At 70.2% G+C, this 22,761-nt stretch carries 21 protein-coding genes; 19 read left to right on the plus strand and 2 right to left on the minus strand.

The window, feature by feature from the left end:
- A partial coding sequence (locus tag AB0O15_RS37840) for a hypothetical protein (protein WP_364329440.1) occupies nucleotides 1–237 on the minus strand: 237 nt, incomplete at its 3' end.
- Nucleotides 238–892: 655 nt separating this feature from the next.
- Here AB0O15_RS37840 and AB0O15_RS37845 point away from each other — a divergent pair.
- From AB0O15_RS37845 to AB0O15_RS37935, 19 genes are all read left to right on the plus strand, one after another.
- A complete protein-coding gene (locus AB0O15_RS37845; RefSeq protein WP_364329443.1) occupies nucleotides 893–1,198 on the plus strand; it encodes a pilin in 306 nt (101 codons plus the stop codon).
- 7 nt (nucleotides 1,199–1,205) lie between these two features.
- A complete protein-coding gene (locus AB0O15_RS37850) occupies nucleotides 1,206–2,114 on the plus strand; it encodes a conjugal transfer protein TrbL family protein (RefSeq protein WP_364329446.1) in 909 nt (302 codons plus the stop codon).
- A 25-nt stretch (nucleotides 2,115–2,139) separates the two neighbouring features.
- Nucleotides 2,140–3,042, plus strand: coding sequence for a PrgI family protein (locus AB0O15_RS37855; protein WP_364329449.1), 903 nt, complete (start codon nucleotides 2,140–2,142; stop codon nucleotides 3,040–3,042).
- A complete protein-coding gene (locus AB0O15_RS37860) occupies nucleotides 3,039–4,793 on the plus strand; it encodes an ATP-binding protein (RefSeq protein ID WP_364329451.1) in 1,755 nt (584 codons plus the stop codon). The genes AB0O15_RS37855 and AB0O15_RS37860 overlap by 4 nt, the downstream gene beginning before the upstream one ends.
- Entirely contained in the window at nucleotides 4,790–7,297 is a 2,508-nt protein-coding gene (locus AB0O15_RS37865) for a type IV secretion system DNA-binding domain-containing protein (RefSeq protein WP_364329454.1), read from the plus strand. The genes AB0O15_RS37860 and AB0O15_RS37865 overlap by 4 nt, the downstream gene beginning before the upstream one ends.
- Nucleotides 7,298–7,540: 243 nt before the next feature.
- Nucleotides 7,541–8,419, plus strand: a complete 879-nt coding sequence (locus AB0O15_RS37870; RefSeq protein ID WP_364329456.1) for a replication-relaxation family protein — start codon at nucleotides 7,541–7,543, stop codon at nucleotides 8,417–8,419.
- A gap of 320 nt (nucleotides 8,420–8,739) precedes the next feature.
- Complete coding sequence (locus AB0O15_RS37875) at nucleotides 8,740–9,453, plus strand: hypothetical protein (RefSeq protein ID WP_364329459.1); 714 nt, start codon at nucleotides 8,740–8,742, stop codon at nucleotides 9,451–9,453.
- Between the two features lie 33 nt (nucleotides 9,454–9,486).
- Nucleotides 9,487–9,693: a hypothetical protein gene (locus AB0O15_RS37880; RefSeq protein WP_364329462.1), complete on the plus strand. Its 207-nt coding sequence runs from the start codon at nucleotides 9,487–9,489 to the stop codon at nucleotides 9,691–9,693.
- Between the two features lie 196 nt (nucleotides 9,694–9,889).
- The gene (locus AB0O15_RS37885; protein ID WP_364329464.1) at nucleotides 9,890–10,633 is read left to right on the plus strand and encodes a hypothetical protein; all 744 of its coding nucleotides are present in this window, start codon (nucleotides 9,890–9,892) and stop codon (nucleotides 10,631–10,633) included.
- A 149-nt stretch (nucleotides 10,634–10,782) separates the two neighbouring features.
- Nucleotides 10,783–11,439, plus strand: coding sequence for a sigma factor-like helix-turn-helix DNA-binding protein (locus AB0O15_RS37890; protein ID WP_364329467.1), 657 nt, complete (start codon nucleotides 10,783–10,785; stop codon nucleotides 11,437–11,439).
- A gap of 84 nt (nucleotides 11,440–11,523) precedes the next feature.
- Nucleotides 11,524–12,681, plus strand: a complete 1,158-nt coding sequence (locus AB0O15_RS37895; RefSeq protein ID WP_364329470.1) for a MarR family transcriptional regulator — start codon at nucleotides 11,524–11,526, stop codon at nucleotides 12,679–12,681.
- Between the two features lie 102 nt (nucleotides 12,682–12,783).
- A complete protein-coding gene (locus AB0O15_RS37900) occupies nucleotides 12,784–13,869 on the plus strand; it encodes a M23 family metallopeptidase (RefSeq protein ID WP_364329473.1) in 1,086 nt (361 codons plus the stop codon).
- A 261-nt stretch (nucleotides 13,870–14,130) separates the two neighbouring features.
- Nucleotides 14,131–15,666 (plus strand): hypothetical protein, encoded by a 1,536-nt coding sequence (locus AB0O15_RS37905; RefSeq protein ID WP_364329476.1) that lies wholly within the window; start codon nucleotides 14,131–14,133, stop codon nucleotides 15,664–15,666.
- Nucleotides 15,667–15,860: 194 nt separating this feature from the next.
- Entirely contained in the window at nucleotides 15,861–16,184 is a 324-nt protein-coding gene (locus AB0O15_RS37910) for a hypothetical protein (RefSeq protein WP_364329478.1), read from the plus strand.
- Between the two features lie 188 nt (nucleotides 16,185–16,372).
- A complete protein-coding gene (locus AB0O15_RS37915; RefSeq protein ID WP_364329481.1) occupies nucleotides 16,373–17,920 on the plus strand; it encodes an ATP-binding protein in 1,548 nt (515 codons plus the stop codon).
- 98 nt (nucleotides 17,921–18,018) lie between these two features.
- Nucleotides 18,019–18,759 (plus strand): hypothetical protein, encoded by a 741-nt coding sequence (locus AB0O15_RS37920; RefSeq protein WP_364329484.1) that lies wholly within the window; start codon nucleotides 18,019–18,021, stop codon nucleotides 18,757–18,759.
- A gap of 145 nt (nucleotides 18,760–18,904) precedes the next feature.
- Nucleotides 18,905–19,606: a hypothetical protein gene (locus AB0O15_RS37925; protein WP_364329487.1), complete on the plus strand. Its 702-nt coding sequence runs from the start codon at nucleotides 18,905–18,907 to the stop codon at nucleotides 19,604–19,606.
- Complete coding sequence (locus AB0O15_RS37930; RefSeq protein ID WP_364329490.1) at nucleotides 19,603–20,154, plus strand: hypothetical protein; 552 nt, start codon at nucleotides 19,603–19,605, stop codon at nucleotides 20,152–20,154. The genes AB0O15_RS37925 and AB0O15_RS37930 overlap by 4 nt, the downstream gene beginning before the upstream one ends.
- 4 nt (nucleotides 20,155–20,158) lie before the next feature.
- A complete protein-coding gene (locus tag AB0O15_RS37935; RefSeq protein WP_364329493.1) occupies nucleotides 20,159–20,311 on the plus strand; it encodes a hypothetical protein in 153 nt (50 codons plus the stop codon).
- Nucleotides 20,312–20,714: 403 nt separating this feature from the next.
- On the opposite strand, the gene AB0O15_RS37940 is transcribed toward AB0O15_RS37935, so the two are convergent.
- Entirely contained in the window at nucleotides 20,715–22,664 is a 1,950-nt protein-coding gene (locus AB0O15_RS37940; protein WP_364329495.1) for a pentapeptide repeat-containing protein, read from the minus strand.
- Between the last annotated feature and the right edge of the window lie 97 nt (nucleotides 22,665–22,761).

The raw sequence follows: 22,761 nt of genomic DNA on the forward strand, positions 1-22,761 counted from the left end.
GTCGTCCGGCGTTGGCAGGTCCGAGGCGTCGTGCTGGTTACCCGGGTTGAGGAGGGTTGGGTCGATTTCGTCCGGCGTTGGCAGGTCCGAGGCGTCGTGCTGGTTACCCGGGTTGAGGAGGGTTGGGTCGATTTCGTCCGGCGTTGGCAGGTCCGAGGCGTCGCGCTCGTTGCCTGAGTTGAGGACTGTTGGGTCGACATAGTCGGGTTCGTCACGATCGTCGGAGAATTTGCCCACGGTGGCCGGCCGCCTCCCGCATATGAGTCGCCGATTCCCAACTCAGCGTAGAGGCAATGGACAAGTTCGATCGCCGGAGAAGGTGTGCGCAAAGCGATCGCGAGGCGGGACGTCATCCGCCTCCAACCTCCGACGCTAGGTCTCACCAGGTTCCTGCCGCGACATCGCCCAACCGGCCGCCGAGAGCGTGCGCAGCCGGTCCAATCCAGCAGCTCGTTCGAGGGCTATCGGGTGATCCCGCGCCGCCATGGCGGCCTCCTATCGAAACGCAGTCACCGTAGTCAACCTCTCATCCGAGGTTGACGGCGCGGAGCCTGAACTCGCAGTCGCGGCAGTGCCCGGTCCTATCAACGGCAGTCGGTCACAAGCCGCTCGATCGCTGGTACCGGGATCTACCAGCGCCGTTAGGTCCGGTCAGGTCGCGTCAGGTCGGCGGCGAGTTCGTTCGAGCTGACAGCGGAGGTCTGGGCGGTGCATGCCGCTGATGGCGTGCCCGCCTCGGTGGGGTTACCCATCTCGGGCGGCTGGCCGCGATCCGGTACGGCGTACTGACCCCCAACCTTCGCATCGACGTAGGGAGGAGCGCCCCCACCGGCCAGCATCCGCGCGAGGTTCCCACCGAGGCGGTCCCACGAATCCCTTGTGGAGACCGCCCATGCACGCGCACACCGTCGTCTCTTTCGCCGGAGACCTGCTCGCCGCAGCACCCGCCCCGGACGTCCTGGCGGCGAAGACCATCCCCGAGGTCGTCAACGGCCTCAAGTTGTGGATCATGGGGATCTTGGCGGCCGTGGCCACCTTGTTCCTCGTTGTCGGGGGCCTGCGGTACATGACCGCCGGGGGTGACCCGGCCCAGGCAGAACAGGCCAAGGGCAACTTCAAGGCGGCCCTGGCCGGCTATGCCCTGGCCATCCTCGCACCGGTGATCCTGCAAGTCTTGCAGGGCATCCTCGGCGGCTGAAGCCGTCATGACCGACTGGCTGTACAACGGCCTGATCGAGTGGCTCGCCGAGCGTGTCCAGGGAATGCTCGGCGGGCTGGTCTCGTTCCTGACCGCCACGTTCTTCACCAGCCCTGACGTCACCGTCTTCCCGCAGGTGCAACTGCTGGTGAGCCGTTCGATGGTGGTGGTCAACGCCGCGTTCGTGCTGGCGATCATCGCTGCCGGGGCCATCGCGATGACCCATGGCACGTTCCAGATCCGGTATCAGGCCAAAGACCTGTTGCCGCGTCTGGTGTTCGGGTTCGTGATCGCCAATTTCGGCAGCGAGCTGTGCCGGATGCTCATCGAGGCGGCCAACGCGCTGATGCTCGCGATGGTCGGCGAGACCGCGTCCGGTCCGCAGGTCATCGAGTTCGTCAAGGCCCGCATCCTGGGCGCGATGAGCGACCCGGCTTCCGCCGTCCTTGCGGTGGTGATCGGGCTGGTCATCGTTGTGCTGTTCTACATGCTGCTGGTCGGCTGGTTCGGGCGGATCGCCACGCTGATCGTGCTCGCCGGGATCGCCCCGGCCGCTCTCGCCTGCTACGCCCTGCCGCAGACGCAGCCCGTCGCCGAGCTGTGGTGGCGCTCGCTGCTGGGCTGCCTGGCCACACCGGTGTTGCAGGCGATCTTCTTCACCACCGGCGTGAACCTGCTGCTCGATCCGGACAGCAACGCGGCGATCCTGCTGGGCCTGCCCGCGGGCCTGCCGAGCACGGACGTGTTCAACCTGTTCATCGCCGCCAGCCTGCTGATGCTGACCGTGCGCATCCCGAAGCTGGTCGCCCGCTACGTCTCCCGAGGCGGCGGCCAGATGTCCACCGCCGGAGTCGTACTGCGTGCCGTGGTCCTCCAGTCGATCACCCGCCGTCTGCGCATTCCCGGACTTCCCTGACATCCCTTTCGCAAGGAGTTCCGCTATGGACGATCACCTGCCCCGGGCCTCGGTGCCCGCCGACATCGGCACCCCCGACAAGATCGCTTGGGGGCTGTCGTTCAGGCAGCTCGCCATCATCGGCACCGTCGCCGGTGCCGGCTGGCTGCTGTACAAGAACTTCGGTCCGCTGCTGCCCCCGATGGCGTGGGTGATCGCCGCGATCCCGGTCGCCGGGGTGACGGTGTTCGTCGCGCTCGGCCGCCGTGACGGCCTGCCGCTGGATGTGTGGCTACGCCACGGGTTCGCCCTGCGGCGGGTACCGAAGCTGCAAACCCCGGGCCTCACGCGGCCCGGACAGGCGCTGGTCGAGATGAGCGCACCGCCGAAGGTACCGGCGCCGCTGCGGATAGCCGCCACGAGGATCGCCGCCGACGGCACGCTCACCGTGGACGGCGCGGCCCGCTGCGTGATCGCCTGCGGCACCACCAATGTGGCGCTGCGCACCGGGCAGGAACAGGCGGCTTTGCTGTCCGGGTTCGGGCAATGGCTCAACGCGTTGACCGGCCCGGCGCAGATCGTCGTCGCCGCGCAACGGCACGACCTGACCCCGTACGCGCACGCGGTGCTGGACCACACGGCCAGGCTGCCGCACGAGGCGCTGCGGCGGGCGGCCGACGACTACGCCTCGTTCCTGCTCGACCTCGACGCCACCCGCGATCCGCTGCGCCGCCAGGTGCTCGCCGTGGTCCCGGCTGGACCGGCCCGCGAGTCGACCGTCCGCGCGTTCGGCGCCCTCGGGGTGTCCGCGGACCCCCTCGATGGAGGCGCGGTCACCGCTGCGCTGGCCAGCGGCGTCGACCCCTACCTCCCGCCGGTGCCCGGCCCCCGCGCCGTGCCCGGCATCCCGATCACCACCTCCACCACGACCGACAGGGGGAAACGATGAAACTCACCCGCACCCGTACCACCGCGACGGCCCCGGCCGAGACAGCGCCGACGCCGGCGGTCCTGGAGGTGACACCGACCCACGTGCGGGTCGGCGACGGCTACGCGGCCACCTACGCGGTGTGCGGCTACCCGGCCGAGGTCGGACCGGCATGGTTGGTCCCTCTGCTGTCCTACCCGGGCCGGGTCACCGTCGCCGTGCACACCGAGCCGGTGCCGGCGCCGATCGCCGCACCGATGCTCACCAAACAGCGCGCCCGCCTCGAGTCCAGCCGGCGTATCGACGCCGAGCGCGGCAAGCTCGGTGATCCGACGGTGGACGCCGCCGCCACCGATGCCGCCGGCCTGGCCGAGCGCGTGGCCCGGGGCGCGTCGAAGCTGCACCACGGGTCGGTCTACGTGACCGTGCACGGCCGTTCGCTGGACGAGCTGTACGACACGGCCGCCGGGGTGCGGTCGGCTGCCGCGTCGATGCTGCTGGACTTGCAGCCGGCGACGTTCCGGCACCACCTCGGCTACACCACCACCCTGCCGCTCGGGGTGGACAAGCTGGGGATGCGGCGCATCTTCGACACCGAAAGTTTGGCCGCGGCGTTCCCGTTCGCGTCCGGTGACCTCGCCGCCCCGGCGCCGGGCCAGCACGCGAGTGCCGACGCGGTGATGTACGGGGTGAACACCACCTCGCACGGGGTGGTGATGTGGAACAGGTGGGCACAGGACAACCACAACTCGGTGGTGCTCGCCAGAAGCGGCGCCGGAAAGTCGTACTTCGTCAAGCTGGAAGTGCTGCGCAGCCTGTACCAGGGTGTCGAGGTCGCGGTGATCGACCCGGAGGACGAGTACACGGCCCTGGCCGAGCATGTGGGCGGCACCGTCATCCAGCTCGGGGCGCCCGGGGTCCGGCTCAACCCGCTCGACCTGCCCGCCAATACCGAGGTCACGGCGTTCCGCGACCACCAACTGACCCTGCACAGCATCATCAAGGTGATGCTGGGGGCGGTCCCGCCGCCGAGCGAGCGGCAGGCTCTGGACCGGGCGATCACCGCGACCTACTCCGCGGCCGGGATCAGCCACGACCCGGCAACCTGGGGAAGGCCGGCGCCGTTACTCGCTGATCTGGCCGCAACGCTGACCGCCGACACGGATCCGGCCGCGCAGCAGATGGCCGCCCGGCTCGCCCCGTGGACCTCCGGCAGCTACAAGGACCTGTTCGACGGGCCGACCAGTACCCGCCCGGACGGGCACCTGGTGGTGTGGTCGCTGCGGCATCTGCCGGACGAGCTGCGCACCATCGGCACCCTGCTCACGCTCAACCACATCTGGGGGCGCATCGACCAGACGGCCAGCAGCGACCACCGGGCGAAACGCCTCGTCGTGGTCGATGAAGCCTGGCTGCTGATGCGTGATGGGGAGGGCGCGCGGTTCTTGTCCCGGATGGCGAAGGCGGCCCGGAAACGCAACGCCGGCCTGACCGTCGTGACGCAGGACGCCGCCGATGTGCTCGGGTCGGATCTCGGCCTCGCCGTGGTGTCGAACGCGGCGACGCAGGTGTTGATGCGTCAGTCCACGCAGGCCATCGATGCGGTCACCGATGCGTTCGGCCTGACCGGTGGCGAGGCCCGGCTGTTGCTGTCGGTGGGCAGGGGCGAGGGGCTCTTGGTCGCTGGCCGTTCGAGGGTGCCGTTTCGGTCCCAAGCCTCCGGCAGTGAGCATCGCCTTGCGGTAACGGGGATCGGCGGTGAGCAGCGATGACTGAGCTGCCGTGGGAGTCCTGGGTGTCGTGGGTGACCGACCTGCCGTGGCTGGCCCTGGTCGCGGCGCTGGGTCTGGTCGGGTACGTGTTCGGCCGGGACCAGTTCCTGGTGTGGCGGCACCGCCGGCTCGTCGAGGGTGCCCGCTGGGTGAGCGTCGCCGCGCCGCCGGAGGTCACCCCGGAGTCGGCCGCCGCGTTGTGGTCGACCATGACCGGGGTGCTCACGCCGTCGGTGTGGCGGCGCCGGCTGTATGGCACGCCGCACGTCGGGTGGGAGTACATCTGGACCGGGCGGACGTTGACGATCCGGCTGTGGGTGCCCGGCACGGTGCCGCCCGGTTCGGTGGAGAGCGCGGTGCGGGCGGCGTGGCCCGCCTGCACCGTCGCGGTCGACGAGACGGCCGGACCGCCGATCCCGTGGACGGTGGCGGAGCAGGCCGGTGGGGCGTTGTGGCCGCAGGAAACCGACTCGCTGCCGCTACGCACCGAACACGATGCGGACCCGCTGCGGGCGCTGCTGTCGGCCGGTGCCGGGGTCCGCAACCGGGAACACGCGTGCGTGCAGATCCTGGCACGGCCCGCCTCGGCCCGCCGGGTGCGCCGCGCACGCCGGGCCGCGTCGAAGCCCGCCGGCACCCCGGGCGGCGACGTCGCCAACAAGGCGGTCAACAGCATGGCGCGCCTCGCGATCGAGCCTGTCCTATGGCTCCTGGAGGTGTTCCTTCCCGGCCCCACCCGCCGGACCACGACGGCGCGGACATCAGGGTCGCGGCTGGAGGTCCGTGATGCGGTCGCCGACGCCCACCAGCACGCGGTGGTGGACAAGGCGGTGCGGGTGCCGCACTTCGAGATCGCCATCCGCTATGCCGTCGCCGTCGCCGACCAGAGCGACAACGGCGGAAAGCGCCGCGAGGCCGACAAGCTCACCAGGGACCAGCGGCGGCGCGACGACGAGCGGCACCGGCAGATGCGGGCACGGCTGCACGGGCTGGCGCACACGTTCGCCTCAGCAGCGGCCACCTACACCCGCCCGAACCGGTTGCGGCGGATGAAGATGGCCCAGCCGGTCGCGGTGCTCGCCTCCCGGCGGCTGCTGCGCGGGTTCCTCGCCACCGTCGAGGAGCTGGCCGTACTCGCGGCGCTGCCGCAGGATCTCGCCGTGCCGGGCTTGGACCGGGCGAGGGCTCGGGCGGTGCCGGCGCCGGCGGCGATCCCGTCCGGCGGGCGCGGTGTGAAGGTACTCGGGAAGTCCCAGATCGGTGGGCACTCCGTCGGGCTGAATGTGGTCGACGCCCGCCAGCACATGCACCTGATCGGCAAGACCGGCGTCGGCAAGTCGACGCTGCTGCTCAACATGATCCTGTCCGACGTGCACGCCCGGCGGGGCACGGTGGTCATCGACCCGCGCGGCGACCTGGTGAAGGACATCCTGGACCGGCTGCCGGCCGACTACGCCGACCGGATCGCGATCATCGACCCCGAGCAGGACAACCCGGCCTGCTTCAACCCCCTCGACGACGGCGGCGACCCGCACCTGGCGGTGGACAACCTCGTCGGCGTCTTCTCCAAGATCTTCCAACGGCACTGGGGGCCACGCATCGACGACACGTTGCGGGTGTCGTGCCTGACCCTGATGCGCCACGCCCACCCGACCCTGTCGCTGGTGTCGTCGCTGCTGAGCGACCGGCAGTTTAGGGGCCGGTTCACCCACGACCTGTCCGACCCGGAAGGGCTGGGCGGGTTCTGGGTCTGGTACGACTCGATGAACGAGGGCCAGCGTGCCCAGGTCATCGGCCCGGTCCTGGCGAGGTTGCGGGCGTTCCTGCTGCGCGATTTCGTCAAGGACGTCATCGGCTCGGCGCACACCTCGTTCCAGATGTCGAAGATCCTGGACGGCGGTCTGCTGCTGTGCCGGCTGCCCAAGGGTGTGCTCGGTGAGGAGACCGCCCGGATCCTCGGGTCGCTGATCGTCGCCCGGGTCTGGCAGGCCGCCATCGCCCGCGCCGGCCAGCCGGAGGACGAACGTAAGGACGCCACCCTTTACATCGATGAATGTCAGAACTTCCTGAATTTGCCGGGTTCGGTGGACGACATGCTGGCCGAGGCCCGCGGGTTCCGGCTGGGCCTGGTCCTGGCGCATCAGAACCTGGCGCAGTTGCCGAAGGAGACCGCCGACGCGGTCTCGGCGAACGCCCGGTCGAAGGTCTTCTTCAACGTCGACCCGAACGACGCCCGCGAGCTGGCCAAGCACACGAAGCCCGAGTTGGAAGACCACGACCTGTCGCATCTGGACGTGTTCACCGCCTCCGGACGGTTGCTGGTCGCGAACCGGGAGATGCCGGCGTTCACCTTCACCACCAACCCGCCGGTGGAGGTGGCCGGTGAGGCCCTGCTGATCCGGCAGAGGGTCGCCGTGGCGCACGCCCGGCCGACCGAGGAATCCGCCATGCAGCAGGTTGCCCGCAGGTCGCTTCACCGGCGCACCAGCCGGCAACAGCCCTGAACCGGCGGCGTCTGACCGCTCCACTGTGGTTCCGGTGTTCGTCTGGTGCTCCTCGTCCGGGTGCTCGCTGGGGTTCTCGGCTGGTCTCTCGTTCGGGGGTGTCTGGGAAACGAGGCCCCGAACGAGCCCGACATGGGTGGCTGTCAGGCCGTCCACCAGCGGATCTGTCCACCGGTCCGCAAGATCCATCTGCCCAGACTCCCGTACCGGGAGTGTCTCTCTACCTGTGAGGGGTGACTGCGTATGCCCATATCCGCCTCGGCCAACAATCCTCTGGCCCTCTATCACCATCTGACCCCCCGCGACCGGCACCTGCTCACCCAGCTGGATGAGCACCTGGTCCTGACCACCGATCAGGTCCACCGCCTGCACTACCGGGCGATGCGTACCTGTCAGATCCGGCTCCGCGAGCTGTACACGCTGGGCCTGCTGGACCGGTTCAAGTTCGCCCGCCTCATCGGCGGGTCCGAGCCGTGGCACTGGGTGCTCGGCCTCGCCGGTGCCCGGTTCATGGCCGGTGCCACCGGCCGCCCGGCACCGACCGTCCGCGCCCACCGCGACCAGGTCAACCGGCTGGCCGCCCGCCCCCGCCTGCCGCACCTGCTCGCGACGAACGAGTTCTTCGTGCGGCTGGCGTTCACCGCCCGCATCGACCAGCGGGTCCGGCTGGACCGGTGGTGGTCCGAACGGACCGCCACCACGAGGTTCATGCGCGTGCGCCCGGACGGGCACGGACTGTGGACCGAGAACGGGCGCACGGTCGGCTGGTTCCTGGAGACCGACATGGGCACCGAGCCATTGACCCGCGTCGTCGCGAAGCTGGAGGCGTACGAACGGCTCGCCGCGTCCGGTGGTCCGACCTACCCGGTGCTGTTCTGGCTGCCCAACGCCGACCGGGAGTCGCACCTCCAGCAGATGCTGCGGGGGATGCTGCCGGAGGTGCCGGTCGCCACCGCCACGCACGACAAGGACCCCGCCGACGCGGTGTGGCTGCCGGTCGACGGATGGCAGCGCGTCTCGCTGGTGGACCTGCCCACCGACCACGGCATGAACACGGTGAGCAATCCGAACTGGGTCGAAGGGCAGCTCGACCTGTCAGGTCAGGCCGACCTCGCGGCCTGACCGCTCCCTCCCGCGGAGCGGACCTGACAGGACCTGTCAGCCGGAGGCCCGGTTCCTGACACCGCAGGTCACAGCCCCGCCGGAGGTTTCCGGCGGGGCCGGCCCTGTCAGGTGGCGAAGCTACGGTGCGAGCACATCTATTTGTTCCAGCACCGTTCGTCGCCACCTTCGACTCGCGCGCCAGCGCGAACACACCTTCAGCCCACCCTTTTTCGGGTCGGCTGGTGTTCGCCTCGGCGTTGTCCACAGCAGTCCTCCGGCGACGGCACCGGTGTTCATCCCACCTGCCCGCAAGACCCATGCGAAGGGAGCACCCTGCCGTGTCCATCAACAGCAACGCTCGTACCGTCATCGTCTGCATGCCCGCCGACAAGCCGATCGACTGGTTCTCCGCCTCGGAGATCCTGGACTGGCACAACCTGCCGGCTGGCACTCCGCACACCATGTTCCCGGTCCGCCGGGGACGGATCATCGGCTGGGTCAGCCGCTGGTCGGCTCGCCACCTGGTGCAGGTGACTCGCCGCTTCGGCGCGGTCGTCTGGGCCGCCGGTGGCCGCAAGAGCCGCCTCGACCTGACCGCCGCGGTCACCCGAGCCAACACCGCCGCCATGATCCGGTGGCGCACCTGGGCTCAGGTCGTCCGCACCACTCCGGCCGCGAAGCCCTGGGGCGACTTCCTCGCCCAGCACAAGGCCGCCCCCGCCAAGGTCACCTTGGAGGAGGCCCGCCGCCGGTTCGAGGCACAGCCCCGCGTGCTGGCGATGTTGTCGTTCAACACGCACCCCTGCTCGCAGTTCGAGCTCGACCCGTACGAGCTGGACGCCTACCAGGCCGGGGAAGCGACCTACACGGTCGTGCACTGGCAGCAGGCCATCACCGGAGACGCGGTTGTCACCGATGACGGCCGGCTCCTTCAGCCCGTATCCAACACCCTGGCCGACAAGCTGCGCTTCCTGGCCGAGGCCGGCGCGTATCTGAACACGCTGCGTCGCAGCCACCAGATCCTCGCCCTCACCGTCGCAACACAGCCCTGACCTCACTTCCACATTCAACCGAAAGGACCTGTCATGCACTGCATCCACACCCCATACGTTTACCTCTGCGCATTCACGCACTACACCGGCGGCACGCTGGCATTCGGCCGCGAAGACCTCACGTTGGACCGTCCCATCACGCATGAGGATGTCGACCAACTCAACACGCAACTCCAGGAACGGGGTTTCCGGCAGGCCATGGTGATCAGCTTCTCGCTGTTCGGGCCTTCGCGGAACTGACCCCCTGGAATCACCCGCACCCTCCTATAGACAGCCGGTCGCGATTTTCGCGACCGGCTGTTTGCCGTTCGAGCCCTCCACCGCGCCTTGACCAGGCGTGCGGATGGAGCGGCGATACGCCCCGGCCCATGCCGGGCGGCCCCATTTCGGCCGCCCGTCGGGGCGGCCCGAACACCCCGTGAGGAGACCCCTAACCGTGCCGTACGACCCCGCGCTGACCGCTATCGCGGTCACCACCAACGACGCCATGACCGAACACCTGTGGCGCTACGACGCCGGCGACACCGACAGCGGCGACCCGATCGCCCACATCGCGGTCGAACTCGGCCGTGCCGCGCACGACTTCAACACCACCGTCGGACTGCTGACCCGCACGCTGACCCAGGTCGGCGAGTTGGGCCACTGGCACGCCAGCACGATCACCGACCTGGCGACGGTGTACCCGTACTCGCTGGACGTGGACACAGTCCGCATCGCGCAGCAGCTCGAACGGTTCGACACCCAACGTGAGGCGCTGCTGAGGCTGTACCTGGTGTGGCGCCGGTACCGGCACACCACCCGCGACACTCGCTCACGGCACCTGTGGGTGCAGCCGTACGACCCGAGCAAGGGCATGGTCGCGCTCAGCGCGGACGAGACCGGCTTGGGCTGGTTCGTGGCGTCGGACGCGGTCGCCGCCGAGGTGCACGGGCTGTCCAGCACCGGCACCCTCGTCGGCGGCATCTGGCTCGGCAGCGCCGGGTGGCAGGCCACCGCCTTCACCCATCCCGAGCACCGGGCCACCTGCCCGCACCTGGTCTACCCGCTGCCACCGGCCGACGACGAGGCCGCCGCCTGCCGGTCGCTGCTGCGCTGGTGGGCGCTACGCGACTCCGGGCAGTGGCACGGCAGCACACCGGCCGACCTCACCACCGCCGAACAGGCCGCGCTGGTCGCCTGACCCGCGTCCCGGCCGAACGCCCGCAGATGCCAGCACCTCCCTGAACCAACGGCCGTCGCCCGGCCAAACCCTGCGCCATCGCGCGCACCCCGGGCGTGGCCGTACGGCCACGCCCGGCTTCCCGCACCGACCCAGGAGGGAAACCTGCCATGGCCACGACCCTTCACCCGCCATCGCTGACCAGCCGCCGACCTGTCATCGACGCCGACCTCGTCGATCGGGCCCGCTGCGGTGACCGGTCCGCGTTCGCGGAGCTGTACCAGGTCACCCTGGACCGCGTCACCCGCTACGTCGCCGTCCGCATGCGCGACCGTGACCGTGACGCCATCGACGACCTCGTCCACGACGCGTACTGCTTCGCCCTGGCCGAGCCGACCCTCATCGGCGACGACCCGACGGGCTCCCTGCTGCGGCTCGCGGCGCGGGCGGTGACCCGCCACCGGTGGTCGAACCGCCGCTACGTCCGCGCTGCTCTGACCGTCGGCGAAGACCAGCAGACCCGGCCCACCCCGGATCCGCTCGGATCGGCTGAGCCGACCGTGTCCGAGGCGTTCTCCCGGATGACGTTCGTGCACGCCCTCGCCCGGCTCACCCCGGGCCAGCGCCAGGCCATCCAACTGCGTCACCTCGACGGCTACCCCCGCGACGCCGCAGCCGTCGCGATGGGCCGAACGGTCGAAGCGGTCCGGTACCTCGAACGTGCCGCCCTGCGCAACCTCCAACGCCAGATCGCTCCGGCCGCCGAGACGCCCGCGCCGGTCGTCGCGCTGCTGGCCGCGCAGGCCCGCGCCACCTCCGCCCGATAGCCGGGCGCCCACAGACGAGCCCGACCCTCACCCCGGGGGTCGGGCTTTGCCCTATCCACAACCCCAAGAAGGGAAACGTCCGCAATGGACAACCAGAAACTCTCACCCAGCGCGAAGCTCACGCTCGACGCACTGAACGCCGGACCCGGCAACGTGCACGAGCTGAGCGACCGCACCGGCCGCAGCCGCTCGACCACCGACAAGGCCATCAACGACCTGGCCAAGGCCGGCCTGATCGTCAAGGTCGACGACGGCGGTGACCCCGCCGACGGCGCCCCGACCCGCTGGCAGCTCGCCGAGGCCCCGGCCGACACCGAGGCCGGCCAGCCGGAACCGGATGGCGTCGACAACGTCACCGAGCCGGACACCGACGCGCCCGACACCGACCCCACGGACGCCGACGCCGCGACGCAGGCCGAGGCAACCAACCCGGCGGCGGACCTGAAGCCCGGTGCCGAGCCTCCGGCCACTGGCGACGGCGACGGCACCGCCCCGGCCAGCGAGGCACCGGCCGACGGCGGGGACACGTCCGACGGCGACGGCCAGCCCGACACCGAGGCCACCCCGGACGGCGAGGCCAACACCCCGGACGGCGACGGGAAGCCGGACGGCGAGGCGAAGCCGGACGGCGGGAAGCCGGACGGCGGGAAGCCGGACGGCGATGAGAACAAGGCCGCGGCGGAACCGCCGAAGCTGTGCCGCGGCTGCCAGACGCAGATGCCGAAGATCTGCGAGTGCTGCTGGCAGAAGACCCCGGCCTACTGCGGGAAGTGCCGCAAGGACATGCCGCAGGTCCGGCGGGGCGACCCCGGCGAGCCGGTCATCCTGGCCAACGGACTGCCGAAGCTGCTCCCCGGCGAGCTGGAGGCCATGGTCGAGAAGGTGATGCGGGAGCAGCCGCTGCCCGCCTTCCAGGGCATCGTCGGCTGGACCGGTGGCCGCCTCGCCATCCACATCCCCGGCCGTAGCCCCGGCGCCATGACCAACGCGATGCGCAAGTTCGACAAGGAGGGCAAGGCCGAGCTGATCGGCGACAACCCCGAGCGCTACAAGCTCAAGGTCACCGAACAGCAGCAGCCCGACGGCGAGACCGGCAGCAACCAGGAAACCAAGCCCGGCACCGACGACGCACCAGCTCAGGACACCAACGCCGACGACGCCCCGGCAGCGGAGGACACCCCGGCCGACGGCGCACAGCCGCCGGCTGACGCCGAGGTGCCGCAGCCCGACGCCACCGCGTAGCACGTCACCGCACTACCAGTTCACCTGAGGTCGGTGGGCCGCCCTGTGAGGGCGGCCCACCGGCCTTTCTCCGTTTCACGCCCCGGGAAGGAGTGCGCCGCCATGCGAAACCTCATCAGCCTCATCGTCGCGGTCCTCGCCGCGATCATCGCCATCCCGCTGCTCGGCGCTGCCGCGATCTTCGGCGGCGGCAACGGCACGACCTGTATTCCCGCCACGACGGCACCGTCCGCCAGCGCATCGGCCGTACCCGGCCCGATCGGCTCGGGCGGTCCGATCCCGGCCTTCGACGGCTGGGACGGCGAACAGCTCTCCCACGTCGCGACGATCCTCACGGTCGGCAACACCAAAGCTGTGCCGCCGTGGGGGTGGGTGGTGGCCACCGCCACCGCCATGCAGGAGTCGACCCTACGGAACCTGGCCGGCGGCGCGGACGACTCCATCGGGTTGTTCCAGCAACGACCCTCGCAGGGGTGGGGCACCCCGGAACAGCTCAGGAGCCCGGCCTACCAGGCGGGCAAGTTCTTCGACAAGCTGCTCACCGTCGAAGGCTGGCAACAGATGCCGCTCACCCAGGCAGCCCAGAAGGTGCAGCGGTCGGCGTATCCAGACGCGTACGCGAAGCACACGGCCGAGGCGATCCGCCTGGTCAGCCACGTCGGTGCCGCGCTGGAGTTGTCCACGGTGGGGATCAACCCGTGCAGCGGGGTCTCCGCGCAGGGCTGGACCCAGCCGGTGCACGCGACGGTCGTGTCCGGGTTCCGGACCGGCTCCCGGCCCGGCCACGACGGGGTCGACCTCGGCGCGGCCCGGCACACCACGATCGTCGCCGCCGCCTCCGGCACCGTCGAGCGGATGCGCTGCAACGCCATCGACACCCGCACCGGCGGTGAATGGGGCTGTGACCGCGATGGGAGCCCCGAACTCACGCGGGGCTGCGGTTGGTACCTGGACATCGCCCATCCTGGCGGGATCGTCACCCGGTACTGCCACATGCAGACCCAGCCGTACGTGAACGTCGGCGACCCGGTGATCGCCGGGCAACCGATCGGCGAGGTCGGTTCCACCGGCCACTCCAGCGGCCCACACCTGCACTTTGAGGTGCACCTCAATTCCGATTCCAGCAGCGCCGGGGCTGTGGAGCCGGAGGGCTGGATGACCGCGCACGGGGCGCCGCTCGGTCAATAGGAGTGGAAGGCGAACGTGTCCGAGTGGTTCTAGGTTTCTCGTTCATCTGTCGATGCCGCTGTGCCGGTGTTCGACATCGTCATGAGAACGGTCGCCTGGGGCGGAAGCCAGCTATCCGGCCGACGCCTCGGAGCGCTGAACGCTACGCGGAAGGCATTCCGGCTTCCCCGGCGAGCGGCAGTGCGCCGCGTAGGTCTCTTCGCTGACGGCACAACAGCGTCAGCAAATCCCTTGTTTCATCCTGATCGGAGGAATGTACCCATGGCCGATTACTGGCCCGGACAGCGCATCAAGCTGATCGCCGCGTCGCTGCCTGGCATGCAGGCGGGCGACGTCGGCGCTGTCAGGCTTTACGATCCGGCCCGGCGCCTGGTCGCCGTCGAGTTCGACAACGGCAACTACCGGACGCTGCTGTTGGACCGCGGCGCCCGTCTGGAGGCTCTGCCCACGACTGACGAGTCCGTACGGGCTTGGGGTCAGATGCTCGTCGTCGTCTACGCCACCGGCCAGCAGGCCGGTAGTAACGCCGCCGATCGGTGGGCGCAGGACACCTTCGCCGGCTGTGCCGCCGTCGAGGCTGTGTCCCAGGCGCAGGCGGTCCTCGACGGGCTCACTGATGGCGAGTCCACCGTGCTCGACATGCCGGCCATGCCGGACGTCGGCGACCCGGTCAGCCCGGACACGATCGCGGCTGTCAACAGCGGGCCGTCCGGCTGGAGAACGCTGCCCACCCGGGAACGCGCGGAGGCACACCAGGCGTACTGCGACGGGTTCGAGGCCGGCCTGTTCGACCGTGCCGCCGACTGGTGTCAGGCGCTGCTGGACTCGCGCGGCGACGGACGCGTCGTGTCGGCATCGCCGACCGACGCTCCTGCTCACGGCGTCGGCGTGTTCGCGCCGGGCTGGGCACGCCTCGACGGCGATCCGTCACGCATGCGGATCGGGTTCGCCGGCATCGCGCACTACCGGACCGACTCCTGGCTTGCGTTCGGATGTACCCGCTCGGTCGCCGAAGCGCTGGCCGCGGAGTTGCGTCACCACCGCGACGACCAGGCGGCCGAGACCGCCGGTCGTGCGGAGGCCGCTGACGGCGCCGTGCACAGCGACGCCGACATGATCGTGGTCGACGAGGACGAGCTGCTCTGGCACCCTCATGTCCTCGACGGGTTGCCGAGCGACGTCGCCCCCGACTACCGGGTTCGGGTGTCCGCTCAGCATTGGCAGATGGTCGCGCCGGAGCTGTGCGAGCACCTGGTGGGTGACCTGACCGAGCGGCATCACCAGGCGGCCGGGGCCTGGCTTGGCCCGGCTGTGCGGGTACCGCACCGGCGCCTCCAGGTGGTCCGGCTGCAACCTGCCCCGCCCGACTCGCCATTCACCGCGGTCTTGCTATGGGATGGCGCCCTGGTCGGTGCCCTGCGCCGATGGCCGCACGGCGACCTCGACATGCGGCTGAGCGACCCTGCCGCGTTCGGGTCGAAGCTCCATCGGTTCCTCGACGGCTGCCGCGTGGGTGGGCAACCGCTCAGCCGGTCACGGGTGCTGCGAGCGCTGTCCGACGGGCCCATGCTGGCCGACGCGATCGAACGGGCCTACGACAGCGGCACGACGTTGCTGCACCTCGTGGACCCCGACGGCATCACGCTCCAACACCGATCACTCAGCGTTGCACCGGGCGGCCACGAACCAATGCGGCCACTCGGCACCGCCGTAGCCGACGGCACCGCCGACGGGCGGTGGCAGATCTGGACAGGCCGCCGCTGGCGTCCGACGTCAGCTCCCATCCGGCCAAGCTGACCTGCGCCCGCAAGCGGGTGCTCCTGCGGTCTGCAGAACGGCACGGATACGGCCGGCTTCCCGGGACGTCCCGCTATGGATGGCTGCGCGGCGTCCCTTCGCCAGCCTTGACAACCAGGACGGATGGAGCGGCGATTGCCAGCCGCCGCACCACACCGTGCGGCGGCAACCTGTCGCCTGCCAGGGGAGCGATCATGACCGTCACGTCCGACCCCACCATCCTGCCCGCCGTGGCCGACCGCGCCGACACTGTCGCCACCGACCTGCGCCGTCGGGCCACCGGCGACGGTCCACCGTCGGCCCGGGATCTGGTCGACCTCGCCGCCGAAATGGCCGCGCTCACCGTGACCCTGCTGGAGGCCGCGCTGCCGTCGGTGGACGACGACGTGCCCGGCACCGGTGAGGCGTTCGAGCGCGCCGCCGAGCTGGGCGACGACGCCCGCCGGCATCTGGTCACCGCCTTCCACCTCCTCGCGGGAGTACACGGCATCGTCGCCGCCCGCCCGCAGACGACCTGACCGTCCGCCTCAGGTCTCTCCCCGCTCGCCAGGGTCGCTTGTCGGCCGTTCCGTGAGCGGGTTCTTCCTTATCCCTGTGCGCCTCGCCGCTGGTTGTGCGGCGAGGCGCCTGTTCGTGAAGGAGATCCACCTATGTCCGTACCACGATCGCGTCGCCTCCGGCGGTTGGCCGGCAGGGAGTGTGCGTCATGGAGCAGGTAACGACGAACGGGGTTCGGCTGGTCGGTGTCACCGGCCACCTCGAACCGGTTCACGGAGAACTGGTCGCCGACCGGCGGGCCGGGATCATCGTCCTCGGTCCGGACGGCCGACGCATGCCGGAGACCCGAGACCGGTTGTACGCCGGTATCACCAATTCGCGTTGGGACGTGACCCGCAGCCCTGTGCGGGTCAGCCTGCCGCCGTCGCACGAGCCGTCGCCCGGCTCCGCCACGGATCTGGCGTTCGCCGCTGCGATCCTCATCCTCAACGGCGTGTTCCGCGCGACTGCGCTGGACGGCGTCGTGTTGGTCGGTGAGCTGGGACTCGACGGCGCGATCCGTCCGGTACGCGGGGCTCTTCCGATGGTGGCCGCCGCCGCCCGCGCCGGTCTCGGCACCGTTGTGGTGCCGGCCGCCAACGCGCACGAGGCCGGCCTCGTTCCCGGCGTCCAGTTCGTCCCGGTCGACTCGTTGCGGCAGTTCGTCCTGTGGGCGAGCTTCGGCATCATCCCCGAGTTGCCCGGACCGGACGCCGGTCCGGCGCAACCCACCGGGGGCGGACCGATTCTCGACCTCGCCGACCTTCCTGCCGGGATGGCGCGGGAGCGGTGGGCGTTGGAGGTCGCCGCGGCCGGCGGACACCACCTCGGTCTGCTCGGACCGCTCGGCTCCGGCAAGACGGTGCTCGCGGAGCGACTGCCGTCGCTGCTGCCCGACCTCGGCGACAACGACGCCGTGGATGTCACCGCCTTGCGGTCGGCGGCGGGACTGCTGCACCCGGCAGACGCGCTGGTACGGCGCCCACCGTTCATCGCCCCTCACCACTCGGCCAGCCTTCCGTCGCTGATCGGTGGGGGTCCCCGCGCGCCTCGGCCCGGCGCGATCAGCCTCGCCCATCGAGGTGTGTTCTACATGGATCAGACGCCGGAGTTCGGACACCGGGTGCTGACGGCACTGCGCCAACCGGTGGACCAAGGCCAGGTCACCCTCGCGGGCGGCAGCGCTTCGGTGACCTATCCGGCACGGACCCAAATGGTCCTCGCCGCACAGTCGTGCCCCTGCGGACGGTCGAGCGATGTCGAGTCCCGCTGCGGGTGCTCGCCGCGAGACCGCGTCCGGTACCTGGCCCGGATGTCCGCGCTGTGGGAGCGCACCGACATCCGGCTGTCGCTCGAGATCCCGGCGTCGCGCGACGGCGACGCGGGCGAGTCGTCCGCCGTGGTCGCCGCACGGGTCGCCGCCGCGAGGGAACGGGCCGCCGATCGGTGGGCGGCCCTCGGGTACCGGGTCAACGCGCTGGTGCCGGGAGAGGTGCTGCGCACCGGAGTGTGCGCGCTGCCGACCTGCGACATCAACCCGTTGCTGGAACTGTTCCGCGTCGGCACGGTCTCCGACGACGGATACGACCGCGTCCTGCGCGTGGCCTGGACCGTGGCCGACCTGCGCGCCGCCGATCGGCCCGACCGCGACGACGTCACCGCCGCCATCGAACTGCACCTCGATCGGCAGCCCACACCGCCCCGGGCTCAGCGGTAGCCGCCCGGTGATCTGCCCGCCCCGGCACCCGGCGGGCAGATCGCCGAGTGGCACCGGCACTCCGGCCGGGTCACCCAAGGAAGCAGAAGGAGCAACACATGTACGACGCAACGGCGATCAACGCCCACTGGGGTGACCAGTGGCCGACGGATCTCAGCGACGCCAGCAACCGCGACCACGAGCACAGCCCCGTCCTGATGGCGCCGGTCGCGAATCTGCTCGGGAAGCCCTGGTACCTGGAGTCGGAATCGCCGGGCGGCGACTTCGTCATCTGGCTCGACATCACCAGCGGCGAGCACGTCGGCGAACGGGTTGGTGTCAGCCCGCACGCTGCCTCGGACGGGCTGATGCGCTGGATGATCGGTACAGGCAAGACGGGGTGCACCGAACACGAGCTGCTCATCACCGAACCACCGGACACGGTGGCCGCTCGGGTTCGTCAGTTCATGACCGAGCACGGGATCGAAACACCGACCCACATGGCCATGGCCGCCAGCTTCGACTACTACGGCTACCGGTTCAGCGACGCCTTCCCGGTGCCGTCGGCGTACGTGGTGGCCTACGGGATGGCGCACTTCCGGGGACCGGACGGCTACCTGTGGTTCGTCCCGGACAACGGCACCCCCGGCGAGTTCGACTGGGGCTACCCGCAGAACATCGCCGAGTTCGACCAGCGCAACTGCGACCCGGACCGGCCGTACAACGGTCCCGATTACCAGGCCGTGATGGCGGAGATCTGCCGCCTGGTCGACGCCGTGACCGACGCCGACAGGGCATACCAGGCGCTGCCACCTCCCCCTCAGGACCGGCCCGGGGCGTGCGGGAGCGGCCCGTTGTAGCCACACCTCGTCACGCCGTTCCCGATGGCCACGGGCTCATCGGTTCGCGCTCCGCCGCCCGAACGACGGCACATCACCGCAGAGCCGGCGTCGCCCGTTCGGGCGGCGCCGACTTCACCCTTCTCCGAGAGGACAGCGGCCTTCCATGACCAGGCCACACCGCACCACCCCCGGCTGCCTTGCCTGCCGGCAAACACCCGAACACTCCAGGCTGTGCCCATCAACCGACGAGGAGGCCATCTGGTACCTCCAGCACCCGCTGCCCGGAGGACAGCGCGACTGGACGTCCGCGGGCATCCGCTACACCGGCGCCCCGGCCCGCCGCCGAGCGGTCCGCGCGCTCATGGCCGCCACCCACTGGGCGCGGATGCACGACTCGCCGGAGCTACCGATGTCACCCGGGCTGCTGATCAAACACATCCTCGCCGAACTCGGCAGCACCTCCCGCCGCACCGCCCGAGTCGGCTACACCACCGACTTCCTGACCACCCTGGACTGCACCTGCGACCCATGGCGATGCGTCCACGACTACGACAGCCCGACCGGCGAGCCGTCACCGGAGTGGCTGACCGGCCCAGGGATCGATCCGGACCTGCTGATCACGGTGACCCTGGTCGCCGTGGAGATCCGCTGGGCGCAGATCTGGCAGACCTACTGGTTCGCCGACGCGGGCGGCGCGGTGAACCTGGCCATCGACTCGATCCCCGAGACCAGCCCACCCGGCATCAGCGTGGCCTGCCACCGCCGCTGGCACGATGTGTGCCCCGGCGACACGAAACCCCGCCCTCCCGACACGGCCCGCACACCGTGCCCGTGCCCCTGCCACGACACGGGAACGCCGTCGTGACCGAGACCGGGGCCATGCCGATCGCGACCGGCGAAAGCCAGCCGATCACGAAGTGGTTCGATGGCGGGTGGTTCAACTGCCCATGGTGCGAGACGCCGAACCCGCCCGAAGCCCAGCAACCACAGCACTGCGGCAACCCGGCGTGTTGGGCGTCGAAGTACGCGACCGCCGACAGCGTCCGCGCCGACCAGCAACGCCGCGCCGCGCAGGCGACCGAACGCGAGCAGCGCCGATTGGCAGCTGAGGCGCAAGCCGCCGCGCAGCAGCGATACCGGGACGAGCGGGTGGCGCTATGGGCCGAGCGGGTTCGCCACCGCCACCGAACGCGGCGCCTGCATGACCTGCCTGCGTGCGTCTCGCTGGGAGACACAACCGCGGTATCGGCGACACCGCAAGCCGGACTTCCACGCCGCGACCGCGTAGGCCATGGACAACCCAAATCGCAGAGCGCCCGGTCACGGTCGCCCACCTGCTACTCGCCGAACTTCCCTACAAGACAGGAGGCTCTCATCCAAATGCCATCCATCAAGGTCAGTAACGAGGCGTAATGAAATGGTCAACAGGTACGCGAAGCTCTGGGATCAGAGCGACGGCGAGGCGGTCGACACGCTGATCCGGCTACACGCCGAGCCAGTACACCTCGTGGCCGCACCCCTCGCCGACAGCGGGACAAACGGTAACGACTCCAGGCAGGCGCAGCAGTGATCCCCGATATCGTGCCACCCGAGCCGATCGACCCGGACGCACCCGTGATCCGTTTCATCCAGATCGAATGCCAGCGCGGCGAAAAGTCACCCGTTGCCCGCGACCCCATGCAGGACAGGATGACCAACGAGTCCGACGACTGGCACGCCACCCACTTCGACACCACCGGGCACCGCACCTGCTACCGGTGGACGCTCGAACGCGGCGCCGGCCGCAGGTTCCTACTCTGACTGGCAGCGGCGCTGGGGCCTCCCCCGAGGGGATGCCTCAGCGCCACCGCAGCCGTCTCCGGCCGCAGATGCGGCCCTTTTCTGTCTCCACGCTCGGGCCGGGCGATCGGTGAGGGCTGCGCAACCCGGCGCACCAGTTCCGTGTGGGTTTGAGGGCGATCGTTGGCCGGACACTACAAGCGGCGAGCCCTGGCTTCAATCGAATCGAGCTGCTCCGGTGACGGCCACTCCACCCCGGGCTCGGAGCCGCTCAGCCCTTTCGGTGGCACGCTCCATTCAGAAGGATGAGCCAGAGCCACCGTGCCGCCGGAGAACATCGCGCCCCTGAAGCCGACCGTGCCGCCGGAGAACGTCGCGAGACTGAAGCCGACCGTGCCGCCGGAGAACGTCGCACGCCCGAAGTAGACCGTGCCGCCGGAGAACGCTGCGCCCTCGAAGTCGACCGCGCCGCCGGAGAACGTCGCGAGACTGAAGCCGACCGTGCCGCCGGAGAACGTCGCACGCCCGAAGTAGACCGTGCCGCCGGAGAACGTTGCGCCCTCGAAGTCGACCGTGCCGCCGGAGAACGTCGCGCCCTCGAAGTCGACCGTGCCGCCGGAGAACGTCGCGCCCTCGAAGTCGACCGCGCCGCCGGAGAACGTCGCGAGCCCGAAGTTGACCTCCCCGCCGGAGAACCTCGCGAGCACGAAGTCGACCGTGCCGCCGGAGAACGTTGCGCCTTCGAAGTCGACCGCGCCGCCGGAGAACCCAGCGTCCCTGAAGTGGACCGTGCCGCCGGAGAACCCAGCGTCCCTGAAGTGGACCGTGCCGCCGGAGAACGTTGCGCCCTCAAAGTCGACCGTGCCGCCGGAGAACGTCGCGCCCCTGAAGTTGACCTCCCCGCCGGAGAACCTCGCGAGCACGAAGTTGACCTCCCCGCCGGAGAACCTCGCGCCCTCGAAGTCGACCGTGCCGCCGGAGAATGTCGCGCCCCTGAAGTAGACCGTGCTGCCGGAGAACCCAGCGTCCCTGAAGTCGACCGTGCCGCCGGAGAACCCAGCGTCCCTGAAGTCGACCCTGCCGCCGGACAACCCAGCGTCCCTGAAGTCGACCGTGCCGCCGGAGAACCTCGCGCCCTCGAAGTCGACCGTGCCGCCGGAGAACCTCGCGCCCCTGAAGTGGACCGTGCCGCCGGAGAACCTCGCGCCCTCGAAGTCGACCGTGCCGCCGGAGAACCTCGCGGCCCTGAAGTTGACCTCCCCGCCGGAGAACGTCGCGCCCTCGAAGTCGACCGTGCCGCCGGAGAACCTCGCGCCCCCGAAGTCGACCGTGCCGCCGGAGAACCTCGCGCCCCCGAAGTCGAAGTGGGTGTCGCCCGCGACGACGATTCCCGTCAGGTTTCCGCCGTCGATGGTGGCGCCGCGGATGTTGAATCGGTGGTCGTGCCAGCGTGGCCGTTGATCATTTTTATCTGGCAGCAGGTGTTCGCGGATCACTGCCAGGACGGTGTGACGGACTTGTTGCTCCTGGCGGGGCTCGCCGTCGTCGATGCGTTTCGCCGTGTTGAGCGGCAGGCCGACAGGTGCTGTGCTGGCCGGAGATGGTGGGTCGTCCTCGGGCGGGGTGTAGGGCATGCGCAGGTAGGCGCAGAGAACTTCGATGCAGGTCTGCCGGCCTTCTTCCCAGTCGTCGGCGAGCCCGGCCATCGCGTACACGCCGGCGAGACGGACGGCGGCCTTGTCCGAGCCGAGTTCGTCGGCGGCTTTGCCGAACCGCTCGGCGAACAGCTTGGTGTCCTCGCGGTGCTCGGCGGCTTCGCTGTGGCCCTGCTTGCGGTAGGCGACCGTCAGGGCCACCACGCCGCCGATGCCCGCCACGACCGACAACACGATCTTCATTGCATCGAAGGCGTTCTGCACACTCCACGCCGCGCTGCCCGGCATGGATCCCGAGGGCGTACCGGTGGTGGGAAGTGTGAGGTGCGGCCGTCCGAGCAGCACCCACATACCCGCTCCCACCGCGATGGCCACCACGACGGCGACCAGTAGCAGCGCCGTGACGTGCAGGAACAACGGCGCCCGCGCATTCGCCGGGCGGCGCCGCGTGGAACTACCGCCCCACCACCGAGCTACCCGCTGGCTCACCCCAGCAAGGCCGGCTAGCAGCAGAAGCACAGGCAGCCAACGCCAGCCAGGCTGGGCGAGCAGCCGAGCGCCCTGCCGCCACCACGACCAAGGCGCG

This window comes from Actinoplanes sp. NPDC089786, from assembly GCF_040684855.1.
GTDB lineage: Bacteria > Actinomycetota > Actinomycetes > Mycobacteriales > Micromonosporaceae > Actinoplanes.

Excerpts from the sequence above, each read along its gene's own strand:
- AB0O15_RS37860 (WP_364329451.1), top strand. The coding sequence starts at position 3,039 with ATGAAACTCACCCGCACCCGTACCACCGCGACGGCCCCGGCCGAGACA.
- AB0O15_RS37910 (WP_364329478.1), top strand. The coding sequence starts at position 15,861 with ATGACCGTCACGTCCGACCCCACCATCCTGCCCGCCGTGGCCGACCGC.
- AB0O15_RS37915 (WP_364329481.1), top strand. The coding sequence starts at position 16,373 with ATGGAGCAGGTAACGACGAACGGGGTTCGGCTGGTCGGTGTCACCGGC.
- AB0O15_RS37925 (WP_364329487.1), top strand. The coding sequence starts at position 18,905 with ATGACCAGGCCACACCGCACCACCCCCGGCTGCCTTGCCTGCCGGCAA.
- AB0O15_RS37865 (WP_364329454.1), top strand. The coding sequence starts at position 4,790 with ATGACTGAGCTGCCGTGGGAGTCCTGGGTGTCGTGGGTGACCGACCTG.
- AB0O15_RS37855 (WP_364329449.1), top strand. The coding sequence starts at position 2,140 with ATGGACGATCACCTGCCCCGGGCCTCGGTGCCCGCCGACATCGGCACC.
- AB0O15_RS37880 (WP_364329462.1), top strand. The coding sequence starts at position 9,487 with ATGCACTGCATCCACACCCCATACGTTTACCTCTGCGCATTCACGCAC.
- AB0O15_RS37895 (WP_364329470.1), top strand. The coding sequence starts at position 11,524 with ATGGACAACCAGAAACTCTCACCCAGCGCGAAGCTCACGCTCGACGCA.
- AB0O15_RS37920 (WP_364329484.1), top strand. The coding sequence starts at position 18,019 with ATGTACGACGCAACGGCGATCAACGCCCACTGGGGTGACCAGTGGCCG.
- AB0O15_RS37890 (WP_364329467.1), top strand. The coding sequence starts at position 10,783 with ATGGCCACGACCCTTCACCCGCCATCGCTGACCAGCCGCCGACCTGTC.
- AB0O15_RS37870 (WP_364329456.1), top strand. The coding sequence starts at position 7,541 with ATGCCCATATCCGCCTCGGCCAACAATCCTCTGGCCCTCTATCACCAT.
- AB0O15_RS37905 (WP_364329476.1), top strand. The coding sequence starts at position 14,131 with ATGGCCGATTACTGGCCCGGACAGCGCATCAAGCTGATCGCCGCGTCG.
- AB0O15_RS37935 (WP_364329493.1), top strand. The coding sequence starts at position 20,159 with ATGGTCAACAGGTACGCGAAGCTCTGGGATCAGAGCGACGGCGAGGCG.
- AB0O15_RS37850 (WP_364329446.1), top strand. The coding sequence starts at position 1,206 with ATGACCGACTGGCTGTACAACGGCCTGATCGAGTGGCTCGCCGAGCGT.
- AB0O15_RS37900 (WP_364329473.1), top strand. The coding sequence starts at position 12,784 with ATGCGAAACCTCATCAGCCTCATCGTCGCGGTCCTCGCCGCGATCATC.
- AB0O15_RS37845 (WP_364329443.1), top strand. The coding sequence starts at position 893 with ATGCACGCGCACACCGTCGTCTCTTTCGCCGGAGACCTGCTCGCCGCA.